The organism is Roseateles oligotrophus, assembly GCF_025717515.1.
Lineage (GTDB): Bacteria > Pseudomonadota > Gammaproteobacteria > Burkholderiales > Burkholderiaceae_C > Paucibacter_A > Paucibacter_A oligotrophus.
The window spans coordinates 388,388-413,153 of the sequence record NZ_JAJIRN010000002.1 but is presented as its reverse complement, the minus strand read 5'-3'; the positions used below and the strand labels follow the sequence as shown (position 1 = coordinate 413,153).

Annotated in this window: 26 protein-coding genes; 8 read left to right on the top strand and 18 right to left on the bottom strand. The window is 62.3% G+C overall.

All coding sequences use genetic code 11. The annotated features are described in order from the left end of the window. Positions 1-2: 2 nt before the first annotated feature. On the bottom strand, positions 3-2,057 hold the full coding sequence (locus LNV07_RS05145) for a M13 family metallopeptidase (protein ID WP_263570093.1): 2,055 nt from the start codon (positions 2,055-2,057) through the stop codon (positions 3-5). A gap of 134 nt (positions 2,058-2,191) precedes the next feature. Further along, on the bottom strand, positions 2,192-2,551 hold the full coding sequence (locus tag LNV07_RS05140) for a hypothetical protein (RefSeq protein WP_263570092.1): 360 nt from the start codon (positions 2,549-2,551) through the stop codon (positions 2,192-2,194). Between the two features lie 266 nt (positions 2,552-2,817). Between LNV07_RS05140 and LNV07_RS05135 the strand changes: the two genes are divergently transcribed. Continuing rightward, on the top strand, positions 2,818-3,543 hold the full coding sequence (locus LNV07_RS05135) for a substrate-binding periplasmic protein (RefSeq protein ID WP_263570091.1): 726 nt from the start codon (positions 2,818-2,820) through the stop codon (positions 3,541-3,543). A gap of 16 nt (positions 3,544-3,559) precedes the next feature. Here the strand turns inward: LNV07_RS05135 and LNV07_RS05130 are convergent, their stop codons facing one another. The 7 genes from LNV07_RS05130 to LNV07_RS05100 all read right to left on the bottom strand — a co-directional run bounded on the left by LNV07_RS05130 (position 3,560) and on the right by LNV07_RS05100 (position 10,426). Continuing rightward, positions 3,560-3,979 carry a ribonucleotide reductase subunit alpha gene (locus LNV07_RS05130; RefSeq protein ID WP_263570090.1) on the bottom strand — a complete coding sequence of 140 codons (420 nt, stop codon included), beginning with the start codon at positions 3,977-3,979 and terminating at the stop codon, positions 3,560-3,562. A 36-nt stretch (positions 3,980-4,015) separates the two neighbouring features. Continuing rightward, the gene (locus LNV07_RS05125; RefSeq protein ID WP_263570089.1) at positions 4,016-4,726 is read right to left on the bottom strand and encodes a Crp/Fnr family transcriptional regulator; all 711 of its coding nucleotides are present in this window, start codon (positions 4,724-4,726) and stop codon (positions 4,016-4,018) included. A 188-nt stretch (positions 4,727-4,914) separates the two neighbouring features. Further along, positions 4,915-6,783 carry a nitric oxide reductase activation protein NorD gene (locus LNV07_RS05120; RefSeq protein WP_263570088.1) on the bottom strand — a complete coding sequence of 623 codons (1,869 nt, stop codon included), beginning with the start codon at positions 6,781-6,783 and terminating at the stop codon, positions 4,915-4,917. Beyond that, on the bottom strand, positions 6,749-7,711 hold the full coding sequence (locus LNV07_RS05115) for a 4Fe-4S binding protein (protein ID WP_263570087.1): 963 nt from the start codon (positions 7,709-7,711) through the stop codon (positions 6,749-6,751). The genes LNV07_RS05120 and LNV07_RS05115 overlap by 35 nt, the downstream gene beginning before the upstream one ends. Next, positions 7,698-8,516, bottom strand: coding sequence for a CbbQ/NirQ/NorQ/GpvN family protein (locus LNV07_RS05110; RefSeq protein WP_263570288.1), 819 nt, complete (start codon positions 8,514-8,516; stop codon positions 7,698-7,700). The genes LNV07_RS05115 and LNV07_RS05110 overlap by 14 nt, the downstream gene beginning before the upstream one ends. Before the next feature lie 21 nt (positions 8,517-8,537). Beyond that, on the bottom strand, positions 8,538-9,980 hold the full coding sequence (locus LNV07_RS05105; RefSeq protein ID WP_263570086.1) for a cbb3-type cytochrome c oxidase subunit I: 1,443 nt from the start codon (positions 9,978-9,980) through the stop codon (positions 8,538-8,540). A gap of 14 nt (positions 9,981-9,994) precedes the next feature. Further along, positions 9,995-10,426 (bottom strand): c-type cytochrome, encoded by a 432-nt coding sequence (locus tag LNV07_RS05100; protein WP_263570085.1) that lies wholly within the window; start codon positions 10,424-10,426, stop codon positions 9,995-9,997. A 147-nt stretch (positions 10,427-10,573) separates the two neighbouring features. Here LNV07_RS05100 and LNV07_RS05095 point away from each other — a divergent pair, with 147 nt between their 5' ends. From LNV07_RS05095 to LNV07_RS05080, 4 genes are read left to right on the top strand one after another with little or no spacing between them, the layout of a single operon-like run. Continuing rightward, complete coding sequence (locus tag LNV07_RS05095) at positions 10,574-11,731, top strand: MlaE family ABC transporter permease (RefSeq protein ID WP_263570084.1); 1,158 nt, start codon at positions 10,574-10,576, stop codon at positions 11,729-11,731. Beyond that, positions 11,732-12,589: an ABC transporter ATP-binding protein gene (locus LNV07_RS05090; protein ID WP_263570083.1), complete on the top strand. Its 858-nt coding sequence runs from the start codon at positions 11,732-11,734 to the stop codon at positions 12,587-12,589. It begins immediately after the preceding gene. Between the two features lie 5 nt (positions 12,590-12,594). After that, positions 12,595-13,566: an MlaD family protein gene (locus tag LNV07_RS05085; protein WP_263570082.1), complete on the top strand. Its 972-nt coding sequence runs from the start codon at positions 12,595-12,597 to the stop codon at positions 13,564-13,566. Between the two features lie 20 nt (positions 13,567-13,586). Beyond that, entirely contained in the window at positions 13,587-14,150 is a 564-nt protein-coding gene (locus tag LNV07_RS05080; RefSeq protein WP_263570081.1) for an ABC-type transport auxiliary lipoprotein family protein, read from the top strand. 6 nt (positions 14,151-14,156) lie between these two features. On the opposite strand, the gene LNV07_RS05075 is transcribed toward LNV07_RS05080, so the two are convergent. The 3 genes from LNV07_RS05075 to LNV07_RS05065 all read right to left on the bottom strand — a co-directional run bounded on the left by LNV07_RS05075 (position 14,157) and on the right by LNV07_RS05065 (position 17,801). Then, a complete protein-coding gene (locus LNV07_RS05075) occupies positions 14,157-15,011 on the bottom strand; it encodes a J domain-containing protein (protein WP_263570080.1) in 855 nt (284 codons plus the stop codon). A gap of 142 nt (positions 15,012-15,153) precedes the next feature. After that, positions 15,154-15,411 (bottom strand): hypothetical protein, encoded by a 258-nt coding sequence (locus LNV07_RS05070; protein WP_263570079.1) that lies wholly within the window; start codon positions 15,409-15,411, stop codon positions 15,154-15,156. 221 nt (positions 15,412-15,632) lie between these two features. Next, positions 15,633-17,801, bottom strand: a complete 2,169-nt coding sequence (locus LNV07_RS05065; protein WP_263570078.1) for a sodium-translocating pyrophosphatase — start codon at positions 17,799-17,801, stop codon at positions 15,633-15,635. 246 nt (positions 17,802-18,047) lie between these two features. Here LNV07_RS05065 and ppa point away from each other — a divergent pair, with 246 nt between their 5' ends. After that, positions 18,048-18,587 carry an inorganic diphosphatase gene (gene ppa / locus LNV07_RS05060; RefSeq protein ID WP_263570077.1) on the top strand — a complete coding sequence of 180 codons (540 nt, stop codon included), beginning with the start codon at positions 18,048-18,050 and terminating at the stop codon, positions 18,585-18,587. A gap of 45 nt (positions 18,588-18,632) precedes the next feature. On the opposite strand, the gene LNV07_RS05055 is transcribed toward ppa, so the two are convergent. Beyond that, positions 18,633-19,838 carry a GNAT family N-acetyltransferase gene (locus LNV07_RS05055; RefSeq protein WP_263570076.1) on the bottom strand — a complete coding sequence of 402 codons (1,206 nt, stop codon included), beginning with the start codon at positions 19,836-19,838 and terminating at the stop codon, positions 18,633-18,635. On the opposite strand from LNV07_RS05055, the gene LNV07_RS05050 reads away from it, so the two are divergent. Then, a complete protein-coding gene (locus LNV07_RS05050) occupies positions 19,837-21,534 on the top strand; it encodes an NAD+ synthase (RefSeq protein ID WP_263570075.1) in 1,698 nt (565 codons plus the stop codon). The two genes, LNV07_RS05055 and LNV07_RS05050, sit on opposite strands and share 2 nt — an antisense overlap. Positions 21,535-21,570: 36 nt before the next feature. Continuing rightward, positions 21,571-21,909 (top strand): P-II family nitrogen regulator, encoded by a 339-nt coding sequence (locus tag LNV07_RS05045; protein WP_124452671.1) that lies wholly within the window; start codon positions 21,571-21,573, stop codon positions 21,907-21,909. Between the two features lie 9 nt (positions 21,910-21,918). Here LNV07_RS05045 and LNV07_RS05040 read toward each other — a convergent pair whose 3' ends face one another. The 5 genes from LNV07_RS05040 to LNV07_RS05020 are packed head-to-tail and all read right to left on the bottom strand — an operon-like array spanning position 21,919 to position 24,694. Next, positions 21,919-22,299 (bottom strand): diacylglycerol kinase, encoded by a 381-nt coding sequence (locus LNV07_RS05040; RefSeq protein ID WP_263570074.1) that lies wholly within the window; start codon positions 22,297-22,299, stop codon positions 21,919-21,921. Continuing rightward, on the bottom strand, positions 22,296-22,799 hold the full coding sequence (locus tag LNV07_RS05035) for an RDD family protein (protein WP_263570073.1): 504 nt from the start codon (positions 22,797-22,799) through the stop codon (positions 22,296-22,298). Before LNV07_RS05035 ends, LNV07_RS05040 begins: the two co-directional genes overlap by 4 nt. Next, positions 22,796-23,689: a DUF3106 domain-containing protein gene (locus tag LNV07_RS05030; protein ID WP_263570072.1), complete on the bottom strand. Its 894-nt coding sequence runs from the start codon at positions 23,687-23,689 to the stop codon at positions 22,796-22,798. The genes LNV07_RS05035 and LNV07_RS05030 overlap by 4 nt, the downstream gene beginning before the upstream one ends. After that, positions 23,670-24,110 carry a DUF3619 family protein gene (locus LNV07_RS05025; protein WP_263570071.1) on the bottom strand — a complete coding sequence of 147 codons (441 nt, stop codon included), beginning with the start codon at positions 24,108-24,110 and terminating at the stop codon, positions 23,670-23,672. Before LNV07_RS05025 ends, LNV07_RS05030 begins: the two co-directional genes overlap by 20 nt. A 17-nt stretch (positions 24,111-24,127) precedes the next feature. Next, positions 24,128-24,694: an RNA polymerase sigma factor gene (locus tag LNV07_RS05020; RefSeq protein ID WP_263570070.1), complete on the bottom strand. Its 567-nt coding sequence runs from the start codon at positions 24,692-24,694 to the stop codon at positions 24,128-24,130. Between the last annotated feature and the right edge of the window lie 72 nt (positions 24,695-24,766).

The following is a 24,766-nucleotide window of genomic DNA, read 5'->3' as shown; positions in this document are numbered from 1 at the left end:
GCTCACCAGATGCGGATGCGCTCGGTCGTTGGTTTGAACAGCTTGTCGCCCGGCTTGGTGCCGAAGGCCTGGTGGAAGGCGTCGTGGTTGACGACGCCACCATTGGCGCGGAAGGCGCCCGGTGAGTGCGGGTCAGCCGTTAGCTGCTGGAGCATCTGCTGCTCGCGCACCTTCTCGCGCCAGATCTGCGAGAAGCCGAGGAAGAAGCGCTGCTCCCCGCTGAAGCCCGCCAACACGGGTGCTGCCTTGCCGCCCAGCGAGCGCAGATAGGCCTTGTAGGCGATCTGCAGGCCGGACAGGTCGGCGATGTTTTCACCCAGGGTCAGGCGGCCGTTGACCTTTTTTCCGGGCAGGGCCTGGTAGGCGTCGTACTGAGCGGCCAAGCGCGAGCCCAGCGCATCAAAGGCCTTGGCGTCGGCCTCGGTCCACCAATTGCGCAGCATGCCGTCGCCGTCGTACTGGGCGCCTTGGTCATCAAAGCCGTGGCTGATTTCATGGCCGATGACGGCGCCGATACCGCCGTAATTGACCGCATCATCGGCATTCAGATCGAAGAAGGGCGGCTGCAGAATGGCGGCCGGGAAGACGATCTCGTTGACGGTTTCGTCGTAATAGGCATTGACGGTTTGCGGCGTCATGCCCCATTCCGTACGGTCGACCGCTTGGCCGGCTTTCGCGGCCTCGCGGGCCCAGGCGAACTGCGCGGCGCGCTGGCGATTCAGCAAGGCCTCACCGGCCGTCACTTGCAGCGCGCTGTAGTCGCGCCATTTCGTCGGGTGGCCGATCTTGACCGTGTATTTGGACAGTTTGTCCTGCGCGGCCGCTTGGGTCTGCGGGCTCATCCAGCTCAGACCCTTGATGGACTCGGAGAATTCCGCCATCAGGTTATCGACCAGGCTTTTCATGCGGGCCGCGTGGGCGGGGGTGTAATGCCGCTCGACATAGAGCTTGCCGACCGCTTCGCCGAGCGCCTCATTGACCTCGGCCGAGCCCTCCATCCAGCGCGGTAGCGGCGCCTTGCTGCCCTTCATGGCCCGGCCATGGAAGGCAAACGAGGCCTCGCGGAAGGCCTTGGGCAAGACCTCGGCATAGGTGTTCAAGCTGTGCAGCTTGGCGTAGAGCTGCCAGTCGGCCAGCGGCGCCTCGTTCAGCAGCTTGGCGATGCCGATGACGGCACTGGGCTGGGTGACCGAGAGCCGGTCGATAGGGTTCAGCTGTGCGGCGCCGAAAAAGGCCGGCCAGTCAAGGCCCGGCGCCTTGGCGGCCAGCTCGGCCGGCGTCATCGGATTGAAGGTTTTTTGCACATCCCGGTTGGCAACCGCGTCCCAGTGCAGCTCGGCAATCTGGGTCTCCAAGGCCAAGACGCGGCGCGCGGCGTCGGCGGGTTGAGCCTCGCCGCTCAAACGCGCCAGGCTTTGCAAATAGCTCAGATAGTCGGCGCGGGCGCGCGCCATGCGCTTGTCGGTCCGGTTGAGCAGATAGTCGCGCTCGGGCAGGCCCAGGCCGCCTTGGCTTGCCCGCAGCCGGTTGACTAGCGGCTCCTTGGCATCGGGCCCGACGCTCAGCTGAATCGGGGTGTTGACCATGCCTTGCGCGCGGCCCAACCATTGCGCCAGTTGCTGGCGGTTGCCAATCGCATCGATCTCGGCCAGCAGCGGCTTGATCTTGCTCAGGCCGGCGTGGTCGATGGCGCCGGTGTCCATGAAGCTGGCGTAGAAGGCACCGATCTTCGCCTCGTCGCTGCCGGCGGCCAAGGCCTCGACGATGGCGCGTACCTGCGCGTCCGACTGCTCGCGCAGAATCTCGAAACTGCCATGCGAGCCCTTGGCGGCCGGGATCACCGTCCGCTTGATCCAGCCGCCGTTGACGGCTTGGAATAGGTCGTCCTGCACGCGCACCTTGGCATCGAAGCCGGCGAGGTCGAGGCCGCTATTGCTGGCGGCGACAGGGCTGCTGACGCTGGTCGGGTTGATGATGCTGTTATTGGCGGCATGGGTCAGGCCGGCCAGCGGCAATAACAACAGGGTCAGCGCGCGGAGTTTGAACAGAGATTGCATGGCAAAAAGGGGGCTAAATATGACTTTGGGGGCCATGCCGGCCTTGCTGGGCGATCTCCAAGTGATAGCGGCAAGGCAGGCAGAACAAGGGCGAAAGCCTAATCGCTGCTCACCAGAATGACGAAAGTCAGCGCTCAGGGCTTTCCCGGGGGGCTCTCATCTGCATTCCTTCCGATTGTTTTGGCTTGCTCGGTTTGAATATCCAGCGCATGCCCTGCAAGGCCGCCGGGGTGATAGAGGCTCGTATGCGTTTCGTCGGACATCTGGACGAATTTCCAGGGCAGGGAAGGCGCCGCCGTCTGTTGCAGGATTTCGGCAAATTGGAGCGCCGGCGGGCCGATCACGTCATCGTTGCCGATGGTCATGATCAGCGGCTTGGCTTGGCCCGCGCTGACCTTGCTCTGCGGGATCAATTCCGCGCGCAGCAATTCTCGGAACTTGGCCGAGCCGCCAATGCGGGGCCCGGTGCCTTGCTCACGCTCGACCTCGGCCACTCCCTGTCGGGTTGATAGGGCGCCGGCAAGCCTAGCGCAGGATTCTCCAGATTGGCGGGCGGTGCGTAGACATTCGATTCGGCGGAACAAAGACAAGGGGTGATAGTTAACCGAAGGCTGGGCTTGGTGAGGCCCTCGGCATCGCTTCTGGCTTGTGTTGCCGGCTCAGCGCATAGTGAAGCATTGCTGCCTTGGGTAGCCACTCACAGCTATTTCCGGAAAACAAGGTATATATTCACAATCCTTTCCGCCCCCGGAAGCTGCCCATGTCAAGCCTGTCACGTCGCGCCTTGTGTTTGGGAATGGGCCTCCTGCTGCTGACCGGCTTGGGCCGGGCAGATCCCTTGCGAATCGGCTCCTGGAATCGCAAGACGGATTCACTGGTCAGGGTCAGCGAAGCGGTGTTGACACAGGCCTATGCCGAGCTTCATCAGCCGGTCGAGTTTGTCGAGTTGCCGGTTCGTCGCGCGATGCAGATGATGCTGAGTCGCGAGTTGGACGGCAATGTCTACCGCGTCGCCGACGTGGCCTTGTCTCAGCCGGCGCTGTACAGAGTGGCGACACCGATTGGGGATGCCGAAGTGCGTGCCTATGCGATTGATTCGAACCTCAAGACCGTGAGTTGGTCCGACTTGGCGGGGCTGCGAGTGGCCTATATGCGCGGAACGCTGCTGGTCGAGAAGAATCTGCCGGCGGGCAGCCGCCCAATAGAGGCTAGCTCTCAGGCAGAAATGTTCCGTATGGTCAAGCGAGGCATGACCGATGTGTTGCTGTTCGTCGAGCCGGCGCAAGCCGAACCCAACCCGCTCGCCACCGACGCGGGTGTTCGCAGGTTGGAGTCAGCGCTGGAGCGCCTGCCTGTGTTTCACTACTTGAGCGGCCGGCACCAAGAACTCGGCAAGCGCCTGGACGCCGTGCTCAGTCGCATGGAAGCCAGCGGTGAGTCGCAGGCCATCCGGATCAAGACCCTGGATTTGATGAACCAAGACTGAGCCTGGTTCACATGCATCAATGCGCCTGCAAATTGACCGGCGTGCCTTGACGGTTGAAGGGGATGAAGCCGGCGATCCGGCCGGCCTTGATGGACTCCACCATTGCCTGCAAGGCCTTGTCAGCCTGCTCAGGGCCGGGGGCCTGACCGGGGCTGCCCGACAGGCTGGCGATGAAGACGATCTGCCAACGCTGTTCGGTGCTGAGCAGTTGATCGGCTTCCTGCGTCAGCGCTTCGAAGCTGCCGAGTTCCTGCGGCAGCTTATCCACACAGATCAGCGGCGCAAGTTCGCCGCCCTGGCCGGCCTCGAACTCGGCTTTTTGCTGGGCCGATGCGTCGGCCGGCAGCGTGGCGCCGGCAAACACCATCAGCAGCCGTTGAGCATCGGACTGCATGGCGGCTGCGTTGAGCAGGTCCTGGAAATTGGCAATTTGCATGGTGATGGAGGCGATCAAACAAAGGTGGGATTGCCGCTACTGTAGTTGGTAGCTGGCCAGACCTTGGGTGTTGAGGATGCAAATATCGCGGCGGTCAATCTTGATCAGCCCTTCGGCTTCCAACTCATGCAGCACACGCGAGAAGTACTCCGGCGTCAGCGACAGGCGCGAGGCAATGGTGGCCTTGCTGACCGGCAAGGAAATGGTGATGGCCCGGCTTGCCAGCTTGTCTTCGACCCCATCATTCAACAGATGGTCGCGCAGCAAGTAACCGATTACCCGCTGGATGCCGCTGTGCAGGCAGTAGGACTCGACATCACTGATCATCCCGTGCAGGCGCTTGGAGACGCCGGCCAGCATGCGCAGCGAGAAGCGCGGGTCACGGGCGATTTCTTCCATCACCGCCTCCTTGGCGATGGTCAGCAAAAAGGTCTCGCTGAGCGCCTGCGCATTGACGATATGGGCCTTGCCGGAGAACATCGGCGCTTCGCCAAAACTGTTGCCGGGGCCGATCAACTCGATCACTTTCTCGGCACCGCTGCTTGAAATGGCGAACAGCTTGACCTGGCCGGTGACCACCACATGGAACTCGTCGCAGCTCTCGCCGACCCGAAAAATCGCATCGCCCCGGCTCAAACGCTGCATGCGGCAACCGCTGGCCGCCAAACGTTGCAACTCGCCGGTCTGCATGTCGGCAAACAGGGGCAGCACGGACAGATAACGGGGCAGGTCGAAGGCGACTGACATTGCAAATTCTCCATGTGAGGCCTGGTGGGGCCTGTTGGAGCGCGATTTTGCGCAGCGAACGCGTGCAGAACTTGTGTTAGATCAAGTCCGACCGGTGCCTAGTTCTTTAGAACGATGGCAGCGCGGTGGCCTCTGTGGCGCGCTAGTTCTTGCGGACGAGGCCCGAACAGCGCTTGTTCAGACTTTTTTCAGGCACGAGTGAGACTTGCGTAGAGCTTGGGCAGCCGAGACAGCAAGTCCTGCGGCCGATGCACCAAGGCGTAGCCCTGCGCGCCGAAGAGATAGGGCAGGTAGTCATGGGCGCTGGTATCGATGGTGACGCAGAACGGCGTCAGCCCGGCCTGGCGCGCCGCTTGCACCGCATGCCTGGTGTCCTCCAGGCCGAAGCGACCCTCGTAATGGTCGAGATCATTCGGCTTGCCGTCGGTCAAAAGCAGCAGCAGGCGCTGGCGCTCGGGCCGCTGGCTCAGCCGCGCCGTGGCGTGGCGGATCGCCGCGCCCATGCGCGTGTAATAGCCGGGTTTGATCGCGCCGACGCGCGCCTTGGGCGCTTGCCCCCAGGCCTCGTCGAAACCCTTCAGGTGCTGGATGCGTATGTTTTGACGGCGCACCGAGGAGAAGCCCAGCATCTCGAACGGGTCGCCGCTGCCGTCCAAGGCCTCACCAAAGACAAACAAGGCCTCGCGGATGACGTCGATGATTCTTGAGTTGTTGTTTGCGTAGGCGTCGGTGGACAGACTCAGGTCGGCCATCAGCAAGGATGCCAGGCTTCGTTCTGTTTTGGCGGCGCGGGCATAGACGGACGGGCTATCGCTGATATTGCCTTTGCTGCCTTCGGCGGCATAGCGCACCCAGGCGTCAAGGTCGATTTCTTCGCCGCTGTCCATGCCGCGCTGCCAACTCGGTGCGGCGCGCAGCGTCTCCAGGCGCCGGCGCATACGCCTGGCGGTCTGGCGCAGCGCTGGGCTGGCGGCAAAGGGCGGCGCCTCGGCGTTGACAAAGCGCTGCACCGAGCAATGCTCCGGCAGCAGCAGGCGCTGCCGCCAGTCCCATTCCGGCAGACGCTCGCCGGGCCCGAGCGGGCGGTCGTCGGCGGCGGCGCTGGGCAGGTCGAGGTCGAACTTGACCCGGGCCGCCAGCGTCTGGCCGCCGTCGGTGACGGTCAGCGTTTGCATATCGTTGGCGGCGGCGACGGCATTGCCGTCCTCATCGTCATCGCTGGCCCGGTTGACCTTCACATATTCCGACCAGCTCAGCAGCGACTCGGTGCGAAAGAACATCAGCAAACCGTCTTGGCGGCTGTGCTCGCTCTGCTTTTTGGCCTGCCTGCGGGTCTTGTCCTGCTCGCCGGGTTTGGCGCCCAGTCTGGCTTCATTGGCCGCCTCGCCGCGCGCTGTCGCAGCGCTGAGCTTGCCCGCGCCGGGCAGTAACCACAGCCAGACCGGGGCCAGGTCTTGCGGCAAAACCTGACCCCCTGGGAGAGGGAACAGCTCGCCCGTCAAAGCCGCCCGCAATGCTGCCTCGGCAGTCGCGGCCGGCCCTTTCAAGCTGCTCAGGGCCGGGCGTTGCGCCAGATGGGCTTGCAGCAATTGTTGGTAGCGCAGCTGCAGGCCGGGGAAGACGGTCAAGGCACGCAGGGTGGCGGCGCGGTTGTCTGCCAACCAATCGCCGCTGTCGATATAGACCGCGGACAAGGCGGCCAGCCAGAGATAAAGCGCGCGGTTCAGTTCGGGCTCGGCGAAGACGGCAATCTGCGCCGGCAGTGACAACACATCCGGCTCCAGCCGGGCCAGATGCTCGCGGCCGTCGACGCCGCCGAGGCGCTGCAGCCAGCCGCGCGGCCCTCCCGTTTGGGTGGCCGACGCCTCGCCCAGCCTGACGGCCGCATCGCCGCCAGCCGCGCGGAACAGCATGCCTATGCTGCGCCGCATGTCCGTCAATTGCACGGCAGCGTCCAGATGGCGTTGATCCGCCGCGCGGGTGACGAAACGGTGCCAGACTTGGCCTATCCATTCTTCCATGTCATTGCGGCCTGTCTTGGCGGGTTTGTTGATCAAGTTTCTTTTGCCGCAGCGTCTCGCGCACCGCGTCCAGCCCGACCTGCCATTCCAGCAGTTGGCCGCGGCCCTGCTGGCCTTGGGATTTGTCACAGGCCTCAATGCACTGGCCGCATTGCACGCAGGAGAACATCATGCGTTTGATATTGCGCGGGTGCAGGCGCATCGGGCAGACGCTGTCGCAGGCCGAACCGCGCGGTTCGTCGCAGCTGCGGCAATCGCGCGCCTTGTCGCGGTCAAAGGCGACCACCATGCCTTTCGGATTGGCCATCCAGGCCAGGCTTTGGAACAGGCCGACGGCACAGCCGAAGCGGCAGAACAGATGGCGGGCGAAGGCGAATTCGGCCGTGAAGATCAAGGTGGCGATGCCCAAGAAGCGGGCCTGATTGGCGGTCAAGCCGCCGTTCAATAAATTGCCCCAGATCTCTGCCGGTGGCAGCAGGTAACTGAGCAGGGTGACGGCCCAGAGCGCGCCCATCAGCAAGCAAGCCAGGCCAAATACCGGCCACCAGCGCCGATCCGGCTCGCGCCCTTGGCGCTTGATGCGGACACGGTCCCAGAGGCTGAACTTGGCCGTAGCCCGGTGCAGCAAGTCATTCAGCAACTCGACACCGGCGAAATGCGGGCAGAGCCAGCCGCAATAGAGCCGCCCATAGCGCCAGGCGATGAATAGAAAGCCGGCAATCAAGAGGATGGCCGGCAGAAAGGCGCGGGTAAAGATATTGATCGCGGTCTGCGCGGCCGTGGTTTCGCCGGCCTTGAAGGCGTCCAGACCCAGCGACCAGCGCTGGCCCAGGAACCAGAGTTGCGTTTCGTTCAGATCAAAGCGCAGCAAATTCAGCGCCGGCGCCAGCACGAAGAGGGCGAAGAAGCCTAGTTGGAGCGAGCGCCTGAGGGTTTGGCGCTGGGCTTGATTAAGCGCCGTCACCGCAGACCGCCCGCACCAACTCGCTCAAGGCGGCGGCGGTGTCGGCGTCGTCGGTCAGCGCGTCAACAATCGCCGCTTGCACCGCTTGGCGCAGCGACAGCCCCGAGCCCACCAGGCGCGCCGCCACCACCAGCAAACGCGTGCTGACGGTTTCTTCCAGATCATGGTCGGTCAGGCGGCGTAGCGCCGTGGCCAGTTCCACCAATTGGGCCGCCAAGGCCGGCGGCACCTGAGCCTCGGCCTCGATGATGGCCTGCTCGATAGCTGCGTTAGGGTAGTCCATGCACAGCGCCACGAAACGCTGGCGTGTGCTGGGTTTCAGACTCTTGAGCAGGTTTTGATAGCCGGGGTTGTAGGAGATCACCAGCATGAAACCGGGTGCCGCCTGCAACTGCTCGCCGGTGCGCTCGATGGCCAACATGCGCCTGTCATCGGCCAGCGGGTGCAAGACGACCGTGGTGTCGCGTCTGGCCTCCACCACCTCGTCCAGATAGCAGATCGCCCCCTGGCGCACCGCCCGTGTGAGCGGGCCGTCCGACCATTGGGTATTGCCGCCGCTGATCAAAAAGCGGCCGACCAGGTCGGACGCGCTCAGATCATCGTGGCAGCTGACGGTGATCAGCGGCCGGCCCAGTCTGGCCGCCATATGCTCGACCAGCCGGGTCTTGCCGCAACCGGTCGGGCCCTTGATCAGCAAGGGCAGGGCGCTGGCATGCGCATGTTGAAAAAGCCGGCATTCATCGCCCTGCGGGGCGTAAAAAGGGATTTCCCGCCGAATCTCCCACAGTTGCTGGGCGCTGTGCATTTCCACTTCGCTTGCTCCCGCTCAGGCGCCGCGCAGGGCCTGCGTTAGGTGGCCGGCATTGTCGGCCCCGCTGCGCTCCACCACCGGCTCGCCACCGATGAAGAAGCTGCTCAGATAGGTGAGCAAGCCGGCCAGGAACATCACACCGCCTGCCATCCGCGTCCAGTAGAAGAAGCGCAGCTGATCCTGCGTGGCCATGAAGCCCATCGCGTTCTCGGTCGGCATGCGCTGCAGCCATACCTGCAGAATGCCCGCACCGGTCAGCGCCAACACCATCACGCCCATGCCTATGGTCATGATCCAGAAGCTCCACATTTCGGCGTTCTGAGCACGCTGGCTGTTGGCGATGCGGCCGCGCAGCGTTGGCATTGCATAGCTGATCATCGCCAGCACCACCAGCACATAGGCGCCGTAGAAGGCCAAATGACCATGGGCGGCGGTGACTTGCGTGCCGTGGGTGTAGTAGTTGACCGAGCTCAGCGTATGGATGAAGCCCCACAGTCCCGCACCCAGGAAGCCCACCACCGAGGTGCCGACGGCCCACAGCAAGGCGGCCTGGTTCGGATGCTCACGGCGGCGGCGCTGCACCATATTGAAGGCGAACACCGTCATCATGAAGAAGGGAATCGGCTCCATCGCGGAGAACACGCTGCCGACCCAATGCCAGTAGCCGGGCAGACCGATGAAGTAGAAATGGTGGCCGGTGCCGAGGATGCCCGTCATCAAGGCGAAGGCGATGATCACGTACAGCCATTTGTCGATCACCTCGCGGTCGACGCCGGTGGTCTTGATCAAGACGAAGGCCAACAATGCGCCGAGGATCAACTCCCAAGTGCCTTCCACCCAGAGGTGAACGACGAACCACCAGTACATCTTGTCGCGCACCAGATTGTGCGGGTTGACGAAGCTGAACAAGAACATAATCGTCAGGCCCCACAGGCCCAGCAGCAGCACCAGCGAGATGCTGGTCTTGCGGCCCTTCAACATCGTCATCGAGATATTGAACATAAAACCCAGCGCCACCACGACGATGCCGAGCTTGGTCGGCAACGGCTGCTCGAGGAACTCGCGCCCCATCGTTTGCAGCAGATCATTGCCGGTCAATTCGGCCAGCTTGGCATAGGGCACGACCAAGTAGCCGACGATGGTCAAGGCGCCCGCAGCCAGGAAGATCCAGAACAGCGCCAGCGCCAGCTTGGGGCTGTACAGCTCGGTCTCGGCCTCTTCCGGCACCAGGTAATAGGCCGAACCCATGAAGCCGAACAGCAGCCACACGATCAGCAAGTTTGTGTGCACCATGCGGGCCTGGTTGAAGGGGATGTAGGGGAACAAGAAGTCCCCGACCACATATTGCAGGCCCAGACCCAGGCCGAACAAAATTTGCGCGGTGAACAGGGCCAGCGCGGCGATGAAGTAGTACTTCGCGACCGCCTGTGATTTGTATTTGAGTGTTGTTGTAGTCATCTGCTGTGCTCCTATCAGCCTTCGATGTTCGGTGGCCAGTTTTCGGTGTTGATCTCGCCGGTCCATTTCAGGAACTCGACCAGATCACCGAGTTGCTGCTCGTTCAGATCGAACTGCGGCATCTGGCGGCGGCCGGGCGTGTGGGTCGGCTGAATCTTCATCCAGGCCTTGATGAACTCGCCGCCGCGGCGCTTGTAGACATTGCCGAGTTCGGGCGCGAAGTAGGCGCCTTCGCCGAGCAGCGTGTGGCAACCGATGCAGTTGCGCGTCTCCCAGATTTTTTTGCCCGCGACCACGGCAGGCGTGATGTTTTGTGCGTTGGAGCGCGCCGGTATGCGCTGCTCGGTATCGAAAATGATGGCGGCAAAGACCAGAACGAAGAACATCGTTCCGCCCCAGAAAATATTGCGCGCCATTTGCTTGGTAAAACCCACTCCCTTGCCCATATGACTCCTTAACCTTGGTTCCTTCAACGAGATGCTCGCTAGCCTAAAAGAAGGGGCAAAAATAAACCTTGAACGGGTTCAAGAAGGGCTGCGATGTGAGGTTTGGACAGACTCATTCGCGGCTATGCTGGCAGCCAAGGTCACAAGGTGAGCGTGGAAACGATGGCGGAGGCCGAATCAGCGGAGCAAGACAGCGCAGCGGCCACGCCGAGGATCGAGCATCAGCCGCTGGAAAGCGGGCCCGGCTTGGCGCGCCTCCAGGGGGACTGGAGTTTGCTGCCCTTGCGCGGAAACTTTGAAACTTTGAGTGCGCAAGCCGCCGGACTTTGGCGTGAAGGTACGGCTTGGGATCTCCGCTCTTTGCGGCGACTGGACAACGCCGGCGCGATGATGCTCTGGGATGCCTGGGGGCAGCGCCTGCCGGCCCAAATCGACTGGCTGCCCGAGCATCAAGCCATGTTCGCCAAGCTGGACCTGCCCAAACTGCCGGTGCCAAGGCGCGGCCGCATGCCGGCCGGTGTGACCGCCTTTGGTCGTGACCTGTTGTTGATGGCCGAACACTTGGTCGGGGCTACCCGTCTGCTGGGCCAGTTGGCGATCGACTGTTGGCAAATGCTGCGCCGCCCCGGTCTGATCTCCTGGCGTGATATTTCAATCAATATCTACCGCACCGGCGCGCAGGCGATGGGCATCACCGCGCTGGTGGGCTTCTTGGTCGGCGTCACCTTGTCCTATTTGACTTCGCGCCAGTTGCGCTTGTTCGGGGCGGATATCTATGTCATCAATATTCTGGGCTTGAGCGTCTGGCGCGAGCTCGGGCCCTTGCTGGCCGCGATCCTGGTGGCCGGGCGCAGCGGCTCGGCGATGACGGCCCAACTGGGCGTTATGCGGGTGACCCAAGAACTCGACGCCTTGTCGGTGATGGGGATATCGCACACCATACGTTTGGTTTTGCCGAAGATCTTTGCCCTCGGGGTTGCGATGCCCTTGGTGGCCTTGTGGACCAGCTGCATGGTCTTGGCCGGTGGCATGGTGGCCGCGCGCGCCACCCTGGGGCTCGACTATGTGCAGTTCTTGCAGGGGATACCGGCGGCGGTGCCCGAAGCAAATTTGTGGTTGGGCCTGGGCAAGGCCCATGTGTTTGGTCTGTTGATCGCCTTCGTGGCCTGCCATTTCGGCCTGCGCATCAAGCCCAATAGCGAAAGTCTGGCCATCGGCACGACCAGCTCGGTCGTTAGCTCGATCACCGTGGTGATCATCGCCGATGCGGCCTTTGCGATCATTTTTCAGGGATTGGGCATTTAGATGGCGAGTCAGCAAGCGGCCCCGCCGCCCGTCCCGGTGATCGAGGTGGCGGCTGTCACGACGATGCTGGGCCGCGCGGTGATCCACCGTGACCTGAGCCTGAACGTGCTGACCGGCGAGGTGTTGGCCATTATTGGTGGCTCGGGCAGTGGCAAAACCACCTTGCTGCGCCTGATGCTGGGCCTGCAGCGGCCGGCGGCCGGGACCGTCAGCATCTTCGGCCATCAACTGAGAAATTGCGATGCATCGGACCTGGCGCAGGTGCGCAATCGCTGGGGCGTGCTGTTCCAGCAGGGCGCGCTGTTTTCGGCGCTGAATGTGTTCGAGAACATCGCCTTGCCCTTGCGTGAGTTGAAGGATATCCCTAAGCGTTTGATCACCGAGTTGGTGTTGCTGAAACTCGGCCAAGTCGGCCTGAGTCCGGCCGATGCCTTCAAGAAACCGGCCGAACTATCTGGCGGCATGATCAAGCGGGTGGCGCTGGCCAGGGCGTTGATTCTTGATCCGGCGCTATTGTTTCTGGATGAGCCGACCGCCGGCTTGGACCCGGCCAGCAGCAAGCGTTTCGTTCGCTTGATCGAAGACCTGCGCAGCGAGATGAGTCTGACCGTGGTGATGGTCACGCATGATGTGGATACCTTGTTTGCGCTGGCCGATCGGGTGGCGGTGCTGGCCGATCGCTGCTTGGTGGCCATCGCGCCCTTGAGCGAGGTCGTGAAACAGCCGCATCCCTTCATTCAGGAATTCTTTCTCGGCCACGCGGCGGAATGCAATGAAGACTACATTCAAAGCTATCGCAGCAGCTTGCGCCAAGCCTCGGGGGCAGCCCCGGTCGCAGCAAAATCGATGGAGCTATAGGCGAAATGGAAAACCGTGCACATGCCTTGGCGACAGGCATCTTTATACTTTTCTTGGGCGGCGTGCTGGCCTTGGTCGCGGCCTGGTTCCAGGGGGATCAGGGGGAGAAGATCGACTTTACGATCGTCTCGCGCAGCGGCGTGTCGGGCTTGAATGTCAAGGCGCCTGTGAAGTTGCGAGGCGTTTTGATCGGCAAGGTCGAGTCGATCGGCTTTGATAGCGCCGACGCGGCGCGGATTCTGATCGGTATTCGGGTAGCCAAGACGGCGCCCTTGACCGAGGCCACGGTGGCCAGGCTCGGTTATCAGGGCATCACCGGGCTGAGCTATATCGATCTGTCCGATCCCGTCGAGGGGAAAGCCGCGGCGCCCTTGTTGAAGGCTGGGGCCGCGCCGATCGAGCTGCAAGCGTCGATGCTGGACCGGCTCAGCAGTTCCGGGCCGCAATTGCTGGAGCGCTTCAGCGAGGTGGCGGTGCGGCTCAATACCTTGCTTGGCGAGGGCAATCAGCAGGCTTTCAGTCGCAGTTTGAGCAACTTCAACGAAGCCGCGACGCAGGTTGCCGCTCTCGGCAAGGCGCTGGGGCCCACGGCAGCGGCCCTGCCGCCCTTGACCGCACAGACCCGCCAATTGATGGCGGGTGCCGGGGCTTCGTTGCAGCGCATCGACAGCCTCACCACCGAGTCCACCTTGTTGGCGCAGGAGCTGCGTCAGCGTGCCGAGTTACTTGATCGCATTGGCCTAGCGTCCACGCAGGTGCAAATGACGGCGCAGCGCTTGGACGCGGCCTTGGTGGGCGGCAAGGGCTTGCGCAGTCAACCCCTGGTCGATGTCTGGAGCCAGAGCGGGCGGGCGGTCGAGCGGGTGGCGAATCAAATTGGCGAGCAACCACAGAGTGTTCTGTTTGGCCCTCAGCCCGCGCCGGCGGGCCCGGGTGAGGCCGGCTTCGATGCCGAGACAAGGAAGGTAAGCAAATGAGGCTGGGTCTAGCGAGGGTCATGCTATATGCAGGCGCGGCTGCGCTGCTTCTCGGGGCCTGTGCCTTGGGTGGCAAAACGACGGCGGCTCCGGCCGTCTTCGACTTGGGGCCTGCGTTGGCTGCCGAAAGGACGCAAGCGCCGCTGGTCGATCTGCAATTGACCGAAATGAGCGCGCCGCCCTGGCTGGCCACGCCGGGCATTGCCTATCGTTTGGTCTACCTGAATGAATTCCAGGCCCAGTTCTATCGTGACAGTCGTTGGCTAGCACCGCCGGCCGCTCTGCTGAGTGAGCGCCTGCGGCAAAAGGTGGCACAGGGGGGGCGCAATGCGGCCGGTAGAACCGTCGCACTGCGGCTTGAGTTGGTCGAGTTCGAGCAACGCTTCAGCTCGCCCACGCAGTCGGAAGTCAGAGTTAGCCTGCGAGCCCGCTTGGGCGAAGGGGCAGGCTTGACGCAGGTCTTTGAGCTTGTGAAGCCCAGCCCTAGCGCGGATGCGGCTGGTGCGGTGCGGGCCTTCAGCGAGGCCAGTGATCAGCTACTGACTCAGGTTTTGACCTGGACGGCTCTCAATGGCAAGCCCTGAGCCGCTTTAGTTGGTGCCGGCCGCCGCTCCCATGCGCTCGATGCGGCGGTGCAAGAAGGCTTGCGCCAAGCCCGACAGAGGCTGCAGGCGCTGGCCGATATACAACTCTTGGCGACGCTCCCCAATCTGGCTGCGCAGTCGATTGGCCATCACGCTCAATGGGTCAAGGCCTTTGACTTCGGCCTGCGCGATGGCCAGCCAAAGCCGGTGCATCGGATGCACCGTCAACAGCGCCATATGAGCTTGCACGACCCGCAAGCGACCCTGCACCAATTGCTCACAGCGGCTCAGCCAGTTGCGCAGCGCATCGGCATTGCCGCCGGTGACCCTCACCGGATCTTCGCCGGCGGCCAGCAGTAGCACCTCAAGTTGCGCGCGGTTGGAGGCCGCGTAGGCCTCGTTGACCAGCATCATGTTTTGCTCGCGGGCCCGCCGGTCGGTTTCGTTGCCGGCAAAGTCGGGGTGCAAGCGCATTGCCGCGCGACGGTAGAGTGTCTTCAGCGTCGGCGGTGCCATTTCGACCTGGCCGCTCTGAGGCTCGGGTGGCAGGCTTGCTCCGACCGGGAGTTGTGGCAACACGGGCAGCGCGGTGGCCTGTGGCGCCAAAGGTGAACGAACATCGATGCCGCTGTTGCGCAGCGCTTCGGCCAAGCCATTGGTGGCGCTATGCAATTGCGACTCCAGCGCATCCAGCTCAAGATAAGACTCGCCCAAAGCGGCCACATAGCGCCCGACAAAGCCTTGTACCTGCGCGCGCAGGTCGTCAAATTCTTGCTCTTGTGCTTGCAAGTAGCGGCGCAAATCGTTCAATTGCGAGCGCCGCCGTTCCAGTCCGTGCCGTGAGATCGCTGTGTTCGTCATGGCTGTTTGAGAGTCCCTGTGCTTGAGCGCTATTGTGTCGCGGCTTCGGCCGTGCTCAAAGCAAAAACAGCCTGCAAGCAGGCTGCTTTATCCTTGGGCCGAGCCTTGCGGCAGCAGCGGCTTGGTTCGCATTGGCTCGGCCTTAGTTTCCTTTGCGCATGTAGTCGGCCGCGTTCGTCGCGGACATCGCGTCAACCTCTCGTTTGACGTCTTCTTTATTGACCGACTTCGCATTGGAGGCCGGCGGGCCGCGGCGGCCCAAGTTGGAACCGGTGGTGTAGTTCAGTGGTTCGTAATCTTCTTTAGGAGCCTCTGTAGTCGGCGTGGCGGCGCAACCGCTCAAAGCCAGCAAGCCGCTGGCGATCAATAGTCCAATCCAGCTAGATGTCGTGGTTTTCATTTTTTCTCCCCTTTTCGGTTGTTTGGCACCGGCCAACAGAGCAAGGAATCGCGCTCCGTTTTGGTGCACCGGAATTTTGCCGAAAAGCGCCACAGTGTTGGCTGGGGATTACCCGCTGAAATAGGGTGAAAAGGACCTAAGTCGGATTGATAAGTCCCAAAAAAACAGCCCGCGCATGGCGGGCTGTCAGGGTTTGAGCGTGGCCTTTGAGGTCCGCTCTATCAGGGTTGCGAGGCGGCCTTCATCGGCTCGGACGCGGCCAAGGCGCTAAGGTCTGACGCGGCCGGCATCGCCACGGGCGCCGTTGCTGCGGCAGTCGCATGCTGGGTTGCGGCGGCCGTCGCCGGGGTCACTTGCATCGGCAGCAAAGGCACGATCAAGAGCGCGACGATATTGATGATCTTGATCAGCGGGTTGACGGCCGGGCCGGCGGTGTCTTTGTAAGGGTCGCCGACGGTGTCGCCGGTGACGGCCGCCTTGTGGGCTTCGCTGCCCTTGCCGCCGTGATGGCCGTCTTCGATGTATTTCTTGGCGTTATCCCAGGCGCCGCCGCCGGTACACATCGAGATCGCCACGAACAGACCGGTCACGATGGTGCCCATCAGCAAGCCACCCAAGGCTGCGGGGCCTAACAACAAGCCCACCAGCACCGGCACGATCACCGGCAGCAGCGAAGGGATGATCATTTCCTTGATCGCGGCGCTGGTCAGCATGTCGACGGCGGCGCTGTAGTCGGGCTTGCGTTTGCCGGACATGATCAGACCATCGGCGAATTGGCGGCGCACTTCCACCACCACGGAGCCGGCCGCGCGGCCTACGGCTTCCATCGCCATCGCGCCGAACAGATAGGGGATCAGGCCACCGATGAAGAGGCCGACGATCACCTTGGGGTCGCTCAGATCAAACGACACATGCATGCCGCGCGCTTCGAGCGAATGGGTGTAGTCGGCGAACAAGACCAGCGCCGCCAGACCGGCCGAGCCGATCGCATAGCCCTTGGTGACCGCCTTGGTGGTGTTGCCGACGGCGTCCAGCGGGTCGGTCACATCGCGCACGCTGGCGGGCAGTTCGGCCATTTCGGCGATGCCGCCGGCGTTGTCGGTGATCGGACCATAGGCGTCGAGCGCAACCACGATGCCGGCCATGCTCAACATCGAGGTGGCAGCGGTGGCGATGCCGTAGAGACCGCCCAGTTGGTAGGAAGCCAAGATCGCCAGGCAGACGAACAGCACCGGCCAGGCGGTCGAGCGCATGGACACGCCCAGGCCCGCGATGATGTTGGTGCCATGGCCGGTGGTCGAGGCTTGGGCAATATGCTTGACCGGCGAGTACTGGGTGCCGGTGTAGAACTCGGTCACCCAGACCAGCGCGGCGGTCAGCACCAAGCCGACGGCACAGGCGCCGAACAGGCGCATGCGAGTACCAGCGCCCAGCGCGTCATCCGGCATCACCGCGTTGGTGACGAAGTAGAAGGCGATCAGCGACAGCACGCCGGCCACGGCCAAGCCCTTGTAGAGCGCCGGCATAACGTTCTTCATGCCCGGCGAGGCCTTGACGAAGTAGCAGCCGATGATGGAGGCAATGATGGACACGCCGCCCAGCATCAGCGGATAGAGGATGGCGGCCATCGGGGCGGCCGTCACGACCAAGGCGCCCAGCGCCATGGTGGCGATCAGCGTCACCGCGTAGGTCTCGAACAGGTCGGCGGCCATGCCGGCGCAGTCGCCGACGTTGTCACCGACGTTGTCGGCAATAACTGCCGGGTTGCGCGGGTCATCCTCGGGGATGCCGGCTTCCACCTTGCCGACCAGGTCGGCGCCGACGTCCGCACCTTTGGTGAAGATGCCGCCGCCGAGCCGCGCGAAGATCGAAATCAGCGAGGAGCCGAAAGCGAAGCCGAGCAGCGGTTTGAGCGTGGCGGCGTCAATCTTCTCGCCACCGCTCAAGAACCAGAAGAACAGGCTGACACCCAAGAGTCCCAAGCCGACCACCAGCATGCCGGTGATGGCGCCGCCCTTGAAGGCAACGTCCAGTGCCGGGCCAATGCCCTTGGTGGCGGCCTGCGCGGTGCGCACATTGGCGCGCACCGACACATTCATGCCGATGAAGCCGCAAGCGCCCGAGAGCACCGCGCCGAGCACGAAGCCGACGGCCGACATAGGGTCCAGAAAGACCGCGATCAAAATCGCCAGCAGCAGACCTACGGCCGCAATCGTCTTGTACTGACGGGCCAAATAAGCGGCAGCTCCTTGTTGGATAGCGGAGGCGATCTCCTGCATGCGGGCATTGCCCGCGTCTTGACTCAAGATCCAGCTTCTTTGTATGAAGCCGTACAACACAGCCGCTAGGCCACAGGCCAGAGCGAAATACAGCGCCAAACTCGTCGACATGTAGATGTCTCCTATCGTTCTATCTGCAGTTGGAGGAAAAACTTAGGCCCGGCACCTCTGAACATGAGTCGAACATGAGGGTCAGGTCGCCCGAATTGATGCTACGAGAAGGTGAGGGCGTGAGCCTTGGGTGTTTACCCAAGGTTTGCGGGTAAACGATGGGGGTGTGTTGATGCGGGCGCCGTCAGCCAGCGGCAAGGCCTGCCCTTAGAATGCGGGTTTCCCCTTGTCGACTTACGGATAATCATGAGCCTGCACAACGTCACCCCCGGCGCCAAAGCGCCCGAACAGTTCAACGTCATCATCGAAATTCCGATGAATGCGGATCCGATCAAGTACGAGGTGGACAAGGAAACCGGCGCGATGTTTGTCGACCGTTTCATGACGACCGCGATGCACTATCCCTGCAACTACGGCTACATCCCGCAAACGCTGTCGGATGACGGTGACCCGGTCGATGTGCTGGTCGTAACGCCGTTCCCACTGACACCCGGCGTGGTGGTGACTTGCCGCGCGGTCGGCGTCTTGAAGATGGAAGACGAAGCCGGCGGCGACGCCAAGCTGCTGGCCGTGCCTATCGACAAGATTCTGCCGATGTACCAGCATTGGCAAAAGCCCGAGGACGTCAACAAGATGCGCCTCAACGCGATCCAGCATTTCTTTGAGCACTACAAGGATCTGGAGCCGAACAAATGGGTCAAGGTGCAAGGCTGGGAAGGCCCGGACGCCGCCAAGGCCGAAATCGTGGCCGGCATCGAGGCTTACAAAAAGGCGTCGCAGGGCTGATCTCGGCGTTGTTTGACCGCATAAAGCGCCCCGCCGGGCGCTTTTTTATTGGGGGCAGGCCTTGAAGGGCTGGTGCTCTTCCAACTCGTTCACATAGCCACGCATGGCCTGACCCTCCTGGGCCAGGAAGTCGGCCACCGCCTGGCTGAAGTCTGGATGCGCTAACCAATGGCTGGAATGGGTGGACACGGGCAGCAGGCCGCGTGCCATCTTGTGCTCACCCTGCGCGCCGCCCTCGAAGCGGCTGTACCCATTGGCAATGCACCAGGCCAGCGGCTGGTAGTAGCAGGCATCGAAATGCAGGCATGACACGCTCTCGACCGCACCCCAGTAGCGGCCATAGGCGTGACCCTGCACGGGGTCGAGTGCGACCAAGGAGGTGGCGATGGCCTCAGGCCCACGTTTGGCGGTGAAGAGCAGCCAGTTCTCGGTCATGTCGCGGCTCATCAAGCGGAAGAACTCGCGCGTCAGATAGGGCGTGCTGCGGTGGGCGCGGTAGGTCAGCTGATAGCAGTGGTAGAAAAAGTCCCAGTCACGCTCGCTAATTTGTGAGCCTTGGCGGACTTCGAAATGAATCTCTGCCTCACGCACCTTGCGTTGTTCTTGTTGAATTTTCTTGCGCTTTTCCCGCTGCATCGAAGCGAGAAATTCCTCGAAGGTGGCGTACCGCAGGGGTGATCGGTTTTGCCAATGAAACTGCACACCTTGGCGCTGCATCCAGGCTTGGCCCTGCGCGGCCGACAGGTCGGCCGAGTCGCCGAACAAGAGGTGGGCCGAACTCAGGCCAAGCTTTGCCGCCATGGCCTGCAAACCGTGCATCAAGAGTTGGCGCGCCTCGGCATTGATGGCCAGCAGGCGGCTGCCCGGCACCGGCGTGAAGGGCACGGCCACCAGCAGCTTGGGGTAATAGCTGAGGCCATGCCGCTGGTAGGCATCGGCCCAGGCCCAGTCGAACACATATTCACCATAGGAATGGCTCTTGAGGTAGGCCGGACAGCAGGCCAGCAGTTGTCCCTGCCGCCAGAGGCTGGCGAACCGGGCCTGCCAACCGGTGGCGGTGGTGGCGCTGCCGGATTCATGCAGGGCGCTGAGGTATTCGAGCCGCATGAAGGGCGTCGGCTGTTGCTGGGCGGACAGCAAGGCATTCCATTCGGCCAGCGGCAACTGGCCAGGGCTGTCATGCACCCGGATGACATAATCGCCCAACCCTGTTGGCCCTATTCCCATCTGTATTTCATCGGTGAAATCCATGTCTGTGATCGTCGCGCTCGCGCAAATAAATGTCACCGTGGGTGATCTTGAAGGCAATGCAAAAAAGATCGTCGAATATGGGCGGCGCGCCCATGCCGCCGGTGCAAAACTGCTGCTGACGCCCGAGCTGAGCCTGTGCGGCTACCCGCCCGAAGACTTGCTTTTGCGCCCCGCTTTTATGCAGGCCGCAACTGCCGCCTTGCAAAGCATTGCTCAGGAATTGGCCGACTGTGAGGGCTTGAGCGTGGTGGTTGGCCATCCCTTTCAGCAGCCCTCGCAGCGCGATCTTAGGTCCAAGAGCTGGGCCGTGCCGGCGCGCTTCAATGCGGCCTCTGTTTTGCAAGGGGGGCAGGTCTTGCTGACCTATTGCAAGCGCGAGTTGCCCAATTACCAGGTCTTTGATGAGCGGCGCTATTTTGTCTCGGGCCGCGATGCCGGCGAGCCAGCGGCGGTGTTCGAGGTCGGCGGCCTGCGCTTCGGTTTGAATATCTGCGAAGACGCCTGGTTTGACGAGCCCGCGCGGGCGGCCAAGGCGGCCGGCGCGCAGGTGCTGTGCGTGTTGAACGCCTCGCCCTTCCACGTCGGCAAGGCCGAGGAGCGCGAGCAACGCATGGCCGAGCGGGCACGCGATGTCGGCTTGCCGCTGCTGTACTCCCATCTGGTCGGCGGGCAGGACGAGGTGGTGTTTGACGGCGCCTCGTTTGCACTCAATGCGGATGGCGACTTGGCCGCGCGCGCGCCTATCTTCGAGGAGGCGCTGACGCTGCTCGAGATCAATGCGTCGGGGCAGGTCAAGGGCCAAGTCTTGCCATTGCCGAGTCTGGAGGCACAGGTCTGGGCCGCCCTGGTCACCGGTGTGCGCGACTATGTCGGCAAGAACGGTTTCCCCGGCGTCTTGCTGGGCCTGTCCGGCGGCATCGACTCCGCCTTGGTTTTGGCGGTCGCGGTCGACGCCTTGGGTGCCGACAAGGTGCGCACCGTGATGATGCCTTCGCCCTACACGGCCGATATCTCCTGGATTGATGCGCGTGACATGGCCGAGCGGCTCGGCGTGCGCTATGACGAAAAGTCGATCTCGCCGATGTTTGATGCGTTCAATGAGACTTTGGCCGATGAGTTCAAGGGCTTGGCTCTGGATGCGACCGAGGAGAACATTCAGGCGCGTATCCGCGGCACCTTGCTGATGGCCTTGTCGAACAAGTTCGGCGCCATCGTGCTGACCACCGGCAACAAGAGCGAAATGGCAACCGGTTATTGCACGCTTTACGGCGATATGGCGGGCGGCTTTGCGGTGATCAAGGATGTGGCGAAGACGCTGGTGTTCCGGCTGGCGCGCTGGCGTAACGAGCAAGCTACCTTGCGACCCGATGGATCGGTGTTGACGGCGGCGCCCATCATCCCCGAGCGCATCATCACGCGCCCACCATCGGCCGAGCTGCGGCCCGATCAGAAAGACCAGGACAGCTTGCCGCCCTATGAGGTCTTGGACGCGATCCTGGCCCGCTATATGGAAGAAGACCAGTCTGTGGCTGAGATCGTGGAGGCCGGCTTCGACGTGGCCGATGTCGAGCGTGTCACAAGGCTGATCAAGATCAATGAATACAAGCGCCGCCAAGCGCCGATCGGGATACGCATTACGCACCGCGCCTTCGGGCGCGACTGGCGCTATCCGATTACATCGAAGTTCCGTGCTTAAATTAAGTCAATCCCACCTGTTTTGGAGTCAGAAACCATGAAACAAATCACCGCCATCATCAAGCCCTTCAAGCTGGACGAAGTCCGCGAGTCTCTGGCCGAGGTGGGTGCGTCGGGTCTGACGGTGACCGAGGTGAAGGGTTTTGGCCGCCAAAAAGGCCATACCGAGCTTTACCGTGGTGCCGAATATGTGGTCGACTTTTTGCCCAAGGTGAAGGTCGAGGTGGTGGTCAAGGACGAAGACGTCGAGCGCTGCATCGACGCGATTTTGAAAGCCGCCAAAACCGGCAAGATCGGTGACGGCAAGATCTTTGTCACGCCGGTCGAGCAGGTCGTACGAATTCGTACCGGCGAGACCGACGAAGAGGCGGTCTGAGCTAGTAATTCAGCCGGCAAGGCGCTGCCATAGCGCCGCGCCCCAGATGCCGGCGCTGAGCAGTAGCGACAGCAGCACTGCCGCGCTGGCCAGGTCTTTGGCTCGCTTGGACAGGTCGTGCAACTCGAACGAGACCCGGTCAATCGCCGCCTCGATGCCTGAGTTCAGCAGTTCGACAATCAGCACGAGCATCAGCGAGCCGAGCAGCAGCGCGGTCTGCACCCAGCCTTGGCCCAGCCAGAAGGCCAGCGGCGTGGCGACGATCAGCAGCCACACCTCTTGGCGGAAGGCGCTTTCGCCGGTATAAGCGGCGCGCAGCCCGGCCAAGGAATAGCCGGTCGCGTGAAGTATGCGGTTCAGGCCGGTTTTGCCTTTGTAGGGGTTGCTCATCGTTTGATGGGTTTTTGAGTAATCAGTTGAGTGCCGCAAATCACATCGTGCAGGAATTGCCCGCTGGGGTGCAGTCGACTTAACAAGGCATAGGCGGCGACACCCGCTATCAGCGTGCTGAACATGGCGCCGGTATTGCGGAGCTCAAGCAGCCACACGCTCAGCAGGGCCGGCGCAAACCAGAGCCAACTCAGGCAGTAACGCGCCAAGGCGCGCATCCGATTCAGAGGCTGGCCTTGCAGGTCAACGAGTCGGATATGCCATGCCTTCATCGCCACGGTTTGTCCGCCGCGCGTCCAAAACCATCCGAAATAGATACCGAGCACGATGAACAAGACGGCTTGCAGGCTGTGTTGGCCATGCAGGGCGTGACGTTGCTGCGTCAAGATGCCGAATAAAAAAGCAGTGGCAAACACGACGCCAAACAGAACCACGCCCTCATAGACAAAAGCGGCCATGCGCCGCTTCAGGCTTGGCAGCGCCTCGTTTTCAATTGTCATGGGGCCGATGCGCTGTGCTGAGGACGTTTGGGCAGCAAGGTCTTGCTGTCGACCAAATCTGGGTTGGCCAGTACCTTGGTGTGGCCGGCCTTTTGATGAGTGGGCACCAATTTATCCTGGGTCATCAGCACCGTGGTGGCGCCCGGTTTGGCTTGCAGCAAGGATGGTGCGACCGCTTTGAGTGCCTGGTTAGATACTGCTGTGGGCACCAAATTTGACTTCGCCAGCGGCGCAATGCGGGCCTTGTCGGCACTGCTATCCAGCGCAGCCTTGCTGGCTTGCGTTGCGAGTTTCTTCGCCGCTTTGTCGGCCAGTTGTTGGCGTTGCTCCTGGGGAAGCGCTTGATAGGCCTCCCACTTGGCTTGGCGTTCCTCGGCGGTGATCTTTTTTGCGCCTTGAAAACTGATCCGAGCTTGTTGGCGCTCGGCCGGGCTTAACCTGGCCCATTCACGCATGCGCTCTTGCGCACGTGCCTGCTCCTCGGCCGACAGCGCCGAAAAACGTGTCGCCACTTCCAACCACTGACTCTTGCGAGCGGCGTCGAGCGAGTCCCAGTCTTGCTCCAGCGGCAGCAAAATTGCCTTTTGCGCGGAATTCAGCCGAACCCAAGTCGGTGCGGGCAACATGGCATTGGGGGCGGCAATCTTGCTCGGGGCAAGGCGCTGCAGTGGTTCTGCAGCGACCGGCGCCGATGCTGGAGGGCTAGCCACCAGGGGCGCGCTGCTGGCCGCGCCGTCTGCGGGCAGAGGGGTTTGCGCAGAGGTGACCTGACTCGCCAATAGAGTCAGCGCCGCCAGCAGCAAGTCAAGTCGCTGTGAATTGCGGCGCTTTGAACTCCGGCAGTCGTCCAATCTCGTCATCGGCATGAAGTCATTGCTCTTCTGGCTCATCACTCAAATATTCTTTGAATCCGGGGTCGCCATAGGCTGCCGGCGGCAATTTATCCGACAGCAGACCGGTGTCAACTTCAGCTGCGGCCAAAATCTGCTCATACCATTGGCTGTGTTGAATCAGCATCAAGCCCAGCACCAACAAGATCAAAGGCAGCAAGGAGGTCAGCTTCAGCCAACGCGGCGAGTCGCCGCCGCGCCCCAAGCTCAAAGCAGAACCCGAGCGCATGACCGCCGCCGCAGGGGCCGCCTGGGCCTGGCTTGCGCGGGCGCTGCGGGCCTTCAGCAACGCTTGTTCGCGCGCAAAGCTCAGGCGTTCGGCGACATTGGCGGGCAAGGTCTGCGCTTGCTCGTTCAAACCGGCCGCCACGCGCAGGCCGAAGCGGGCGACGCGAGCGTCCTCATTGGACGCTTGATCCATTCCAAATTGCGACTTGTTCATAAGGTAATCCCCTTGGCCTTCAGCGACTTTGCCAATGCATGCGTGGCGCGGGAGCAATGCGTTTTCACGCTGCCTTCCGAGCATCCCATGACGATCGCGGTTTCAGCGACATCCATTTCCTCCCAATAACGCAGCAGGAAGGCTTCCCGTTGACGTGCCGGCAATTCAGCCACTTCGGCGTCGATGGCTTGCAAGATTTGGCCCCTGGAAACCTCATCGGCGGCACTCAGCGCGCCCAGCGTGCCTTCCTGCGCTTCAAGGACCTCAAGTAGATTGAAGTCGCCATCCGGATCGCTGGACTCAAAGTCCGACATATTTTGCATGACGGCATTGCGAGTCTTCTTGCGGCGGAAGAAATCCATCGTCGCGTTCGACAAGATGCGTTGAAACAACAGCGGCAACTCGGCGGCGGGGCGATCGAAGTACTTTTCCGCCAGCTTGATCATGGCGTCTTGCACGATGTCCAGCGCCGAATCGTCATCGCGCACCATATAAGCGGTGCGCTTGAACGCTCGCCGGTCGACGGCGCGCAGAAAATCGTTGAGTTCTTTGTCGGTGGCCAAGGAGAGGGGAGGGGCATGAGCCCGATGCTGGCAAAACAGCGGCGAGTATCGCATTACGGCAGACATCACTTG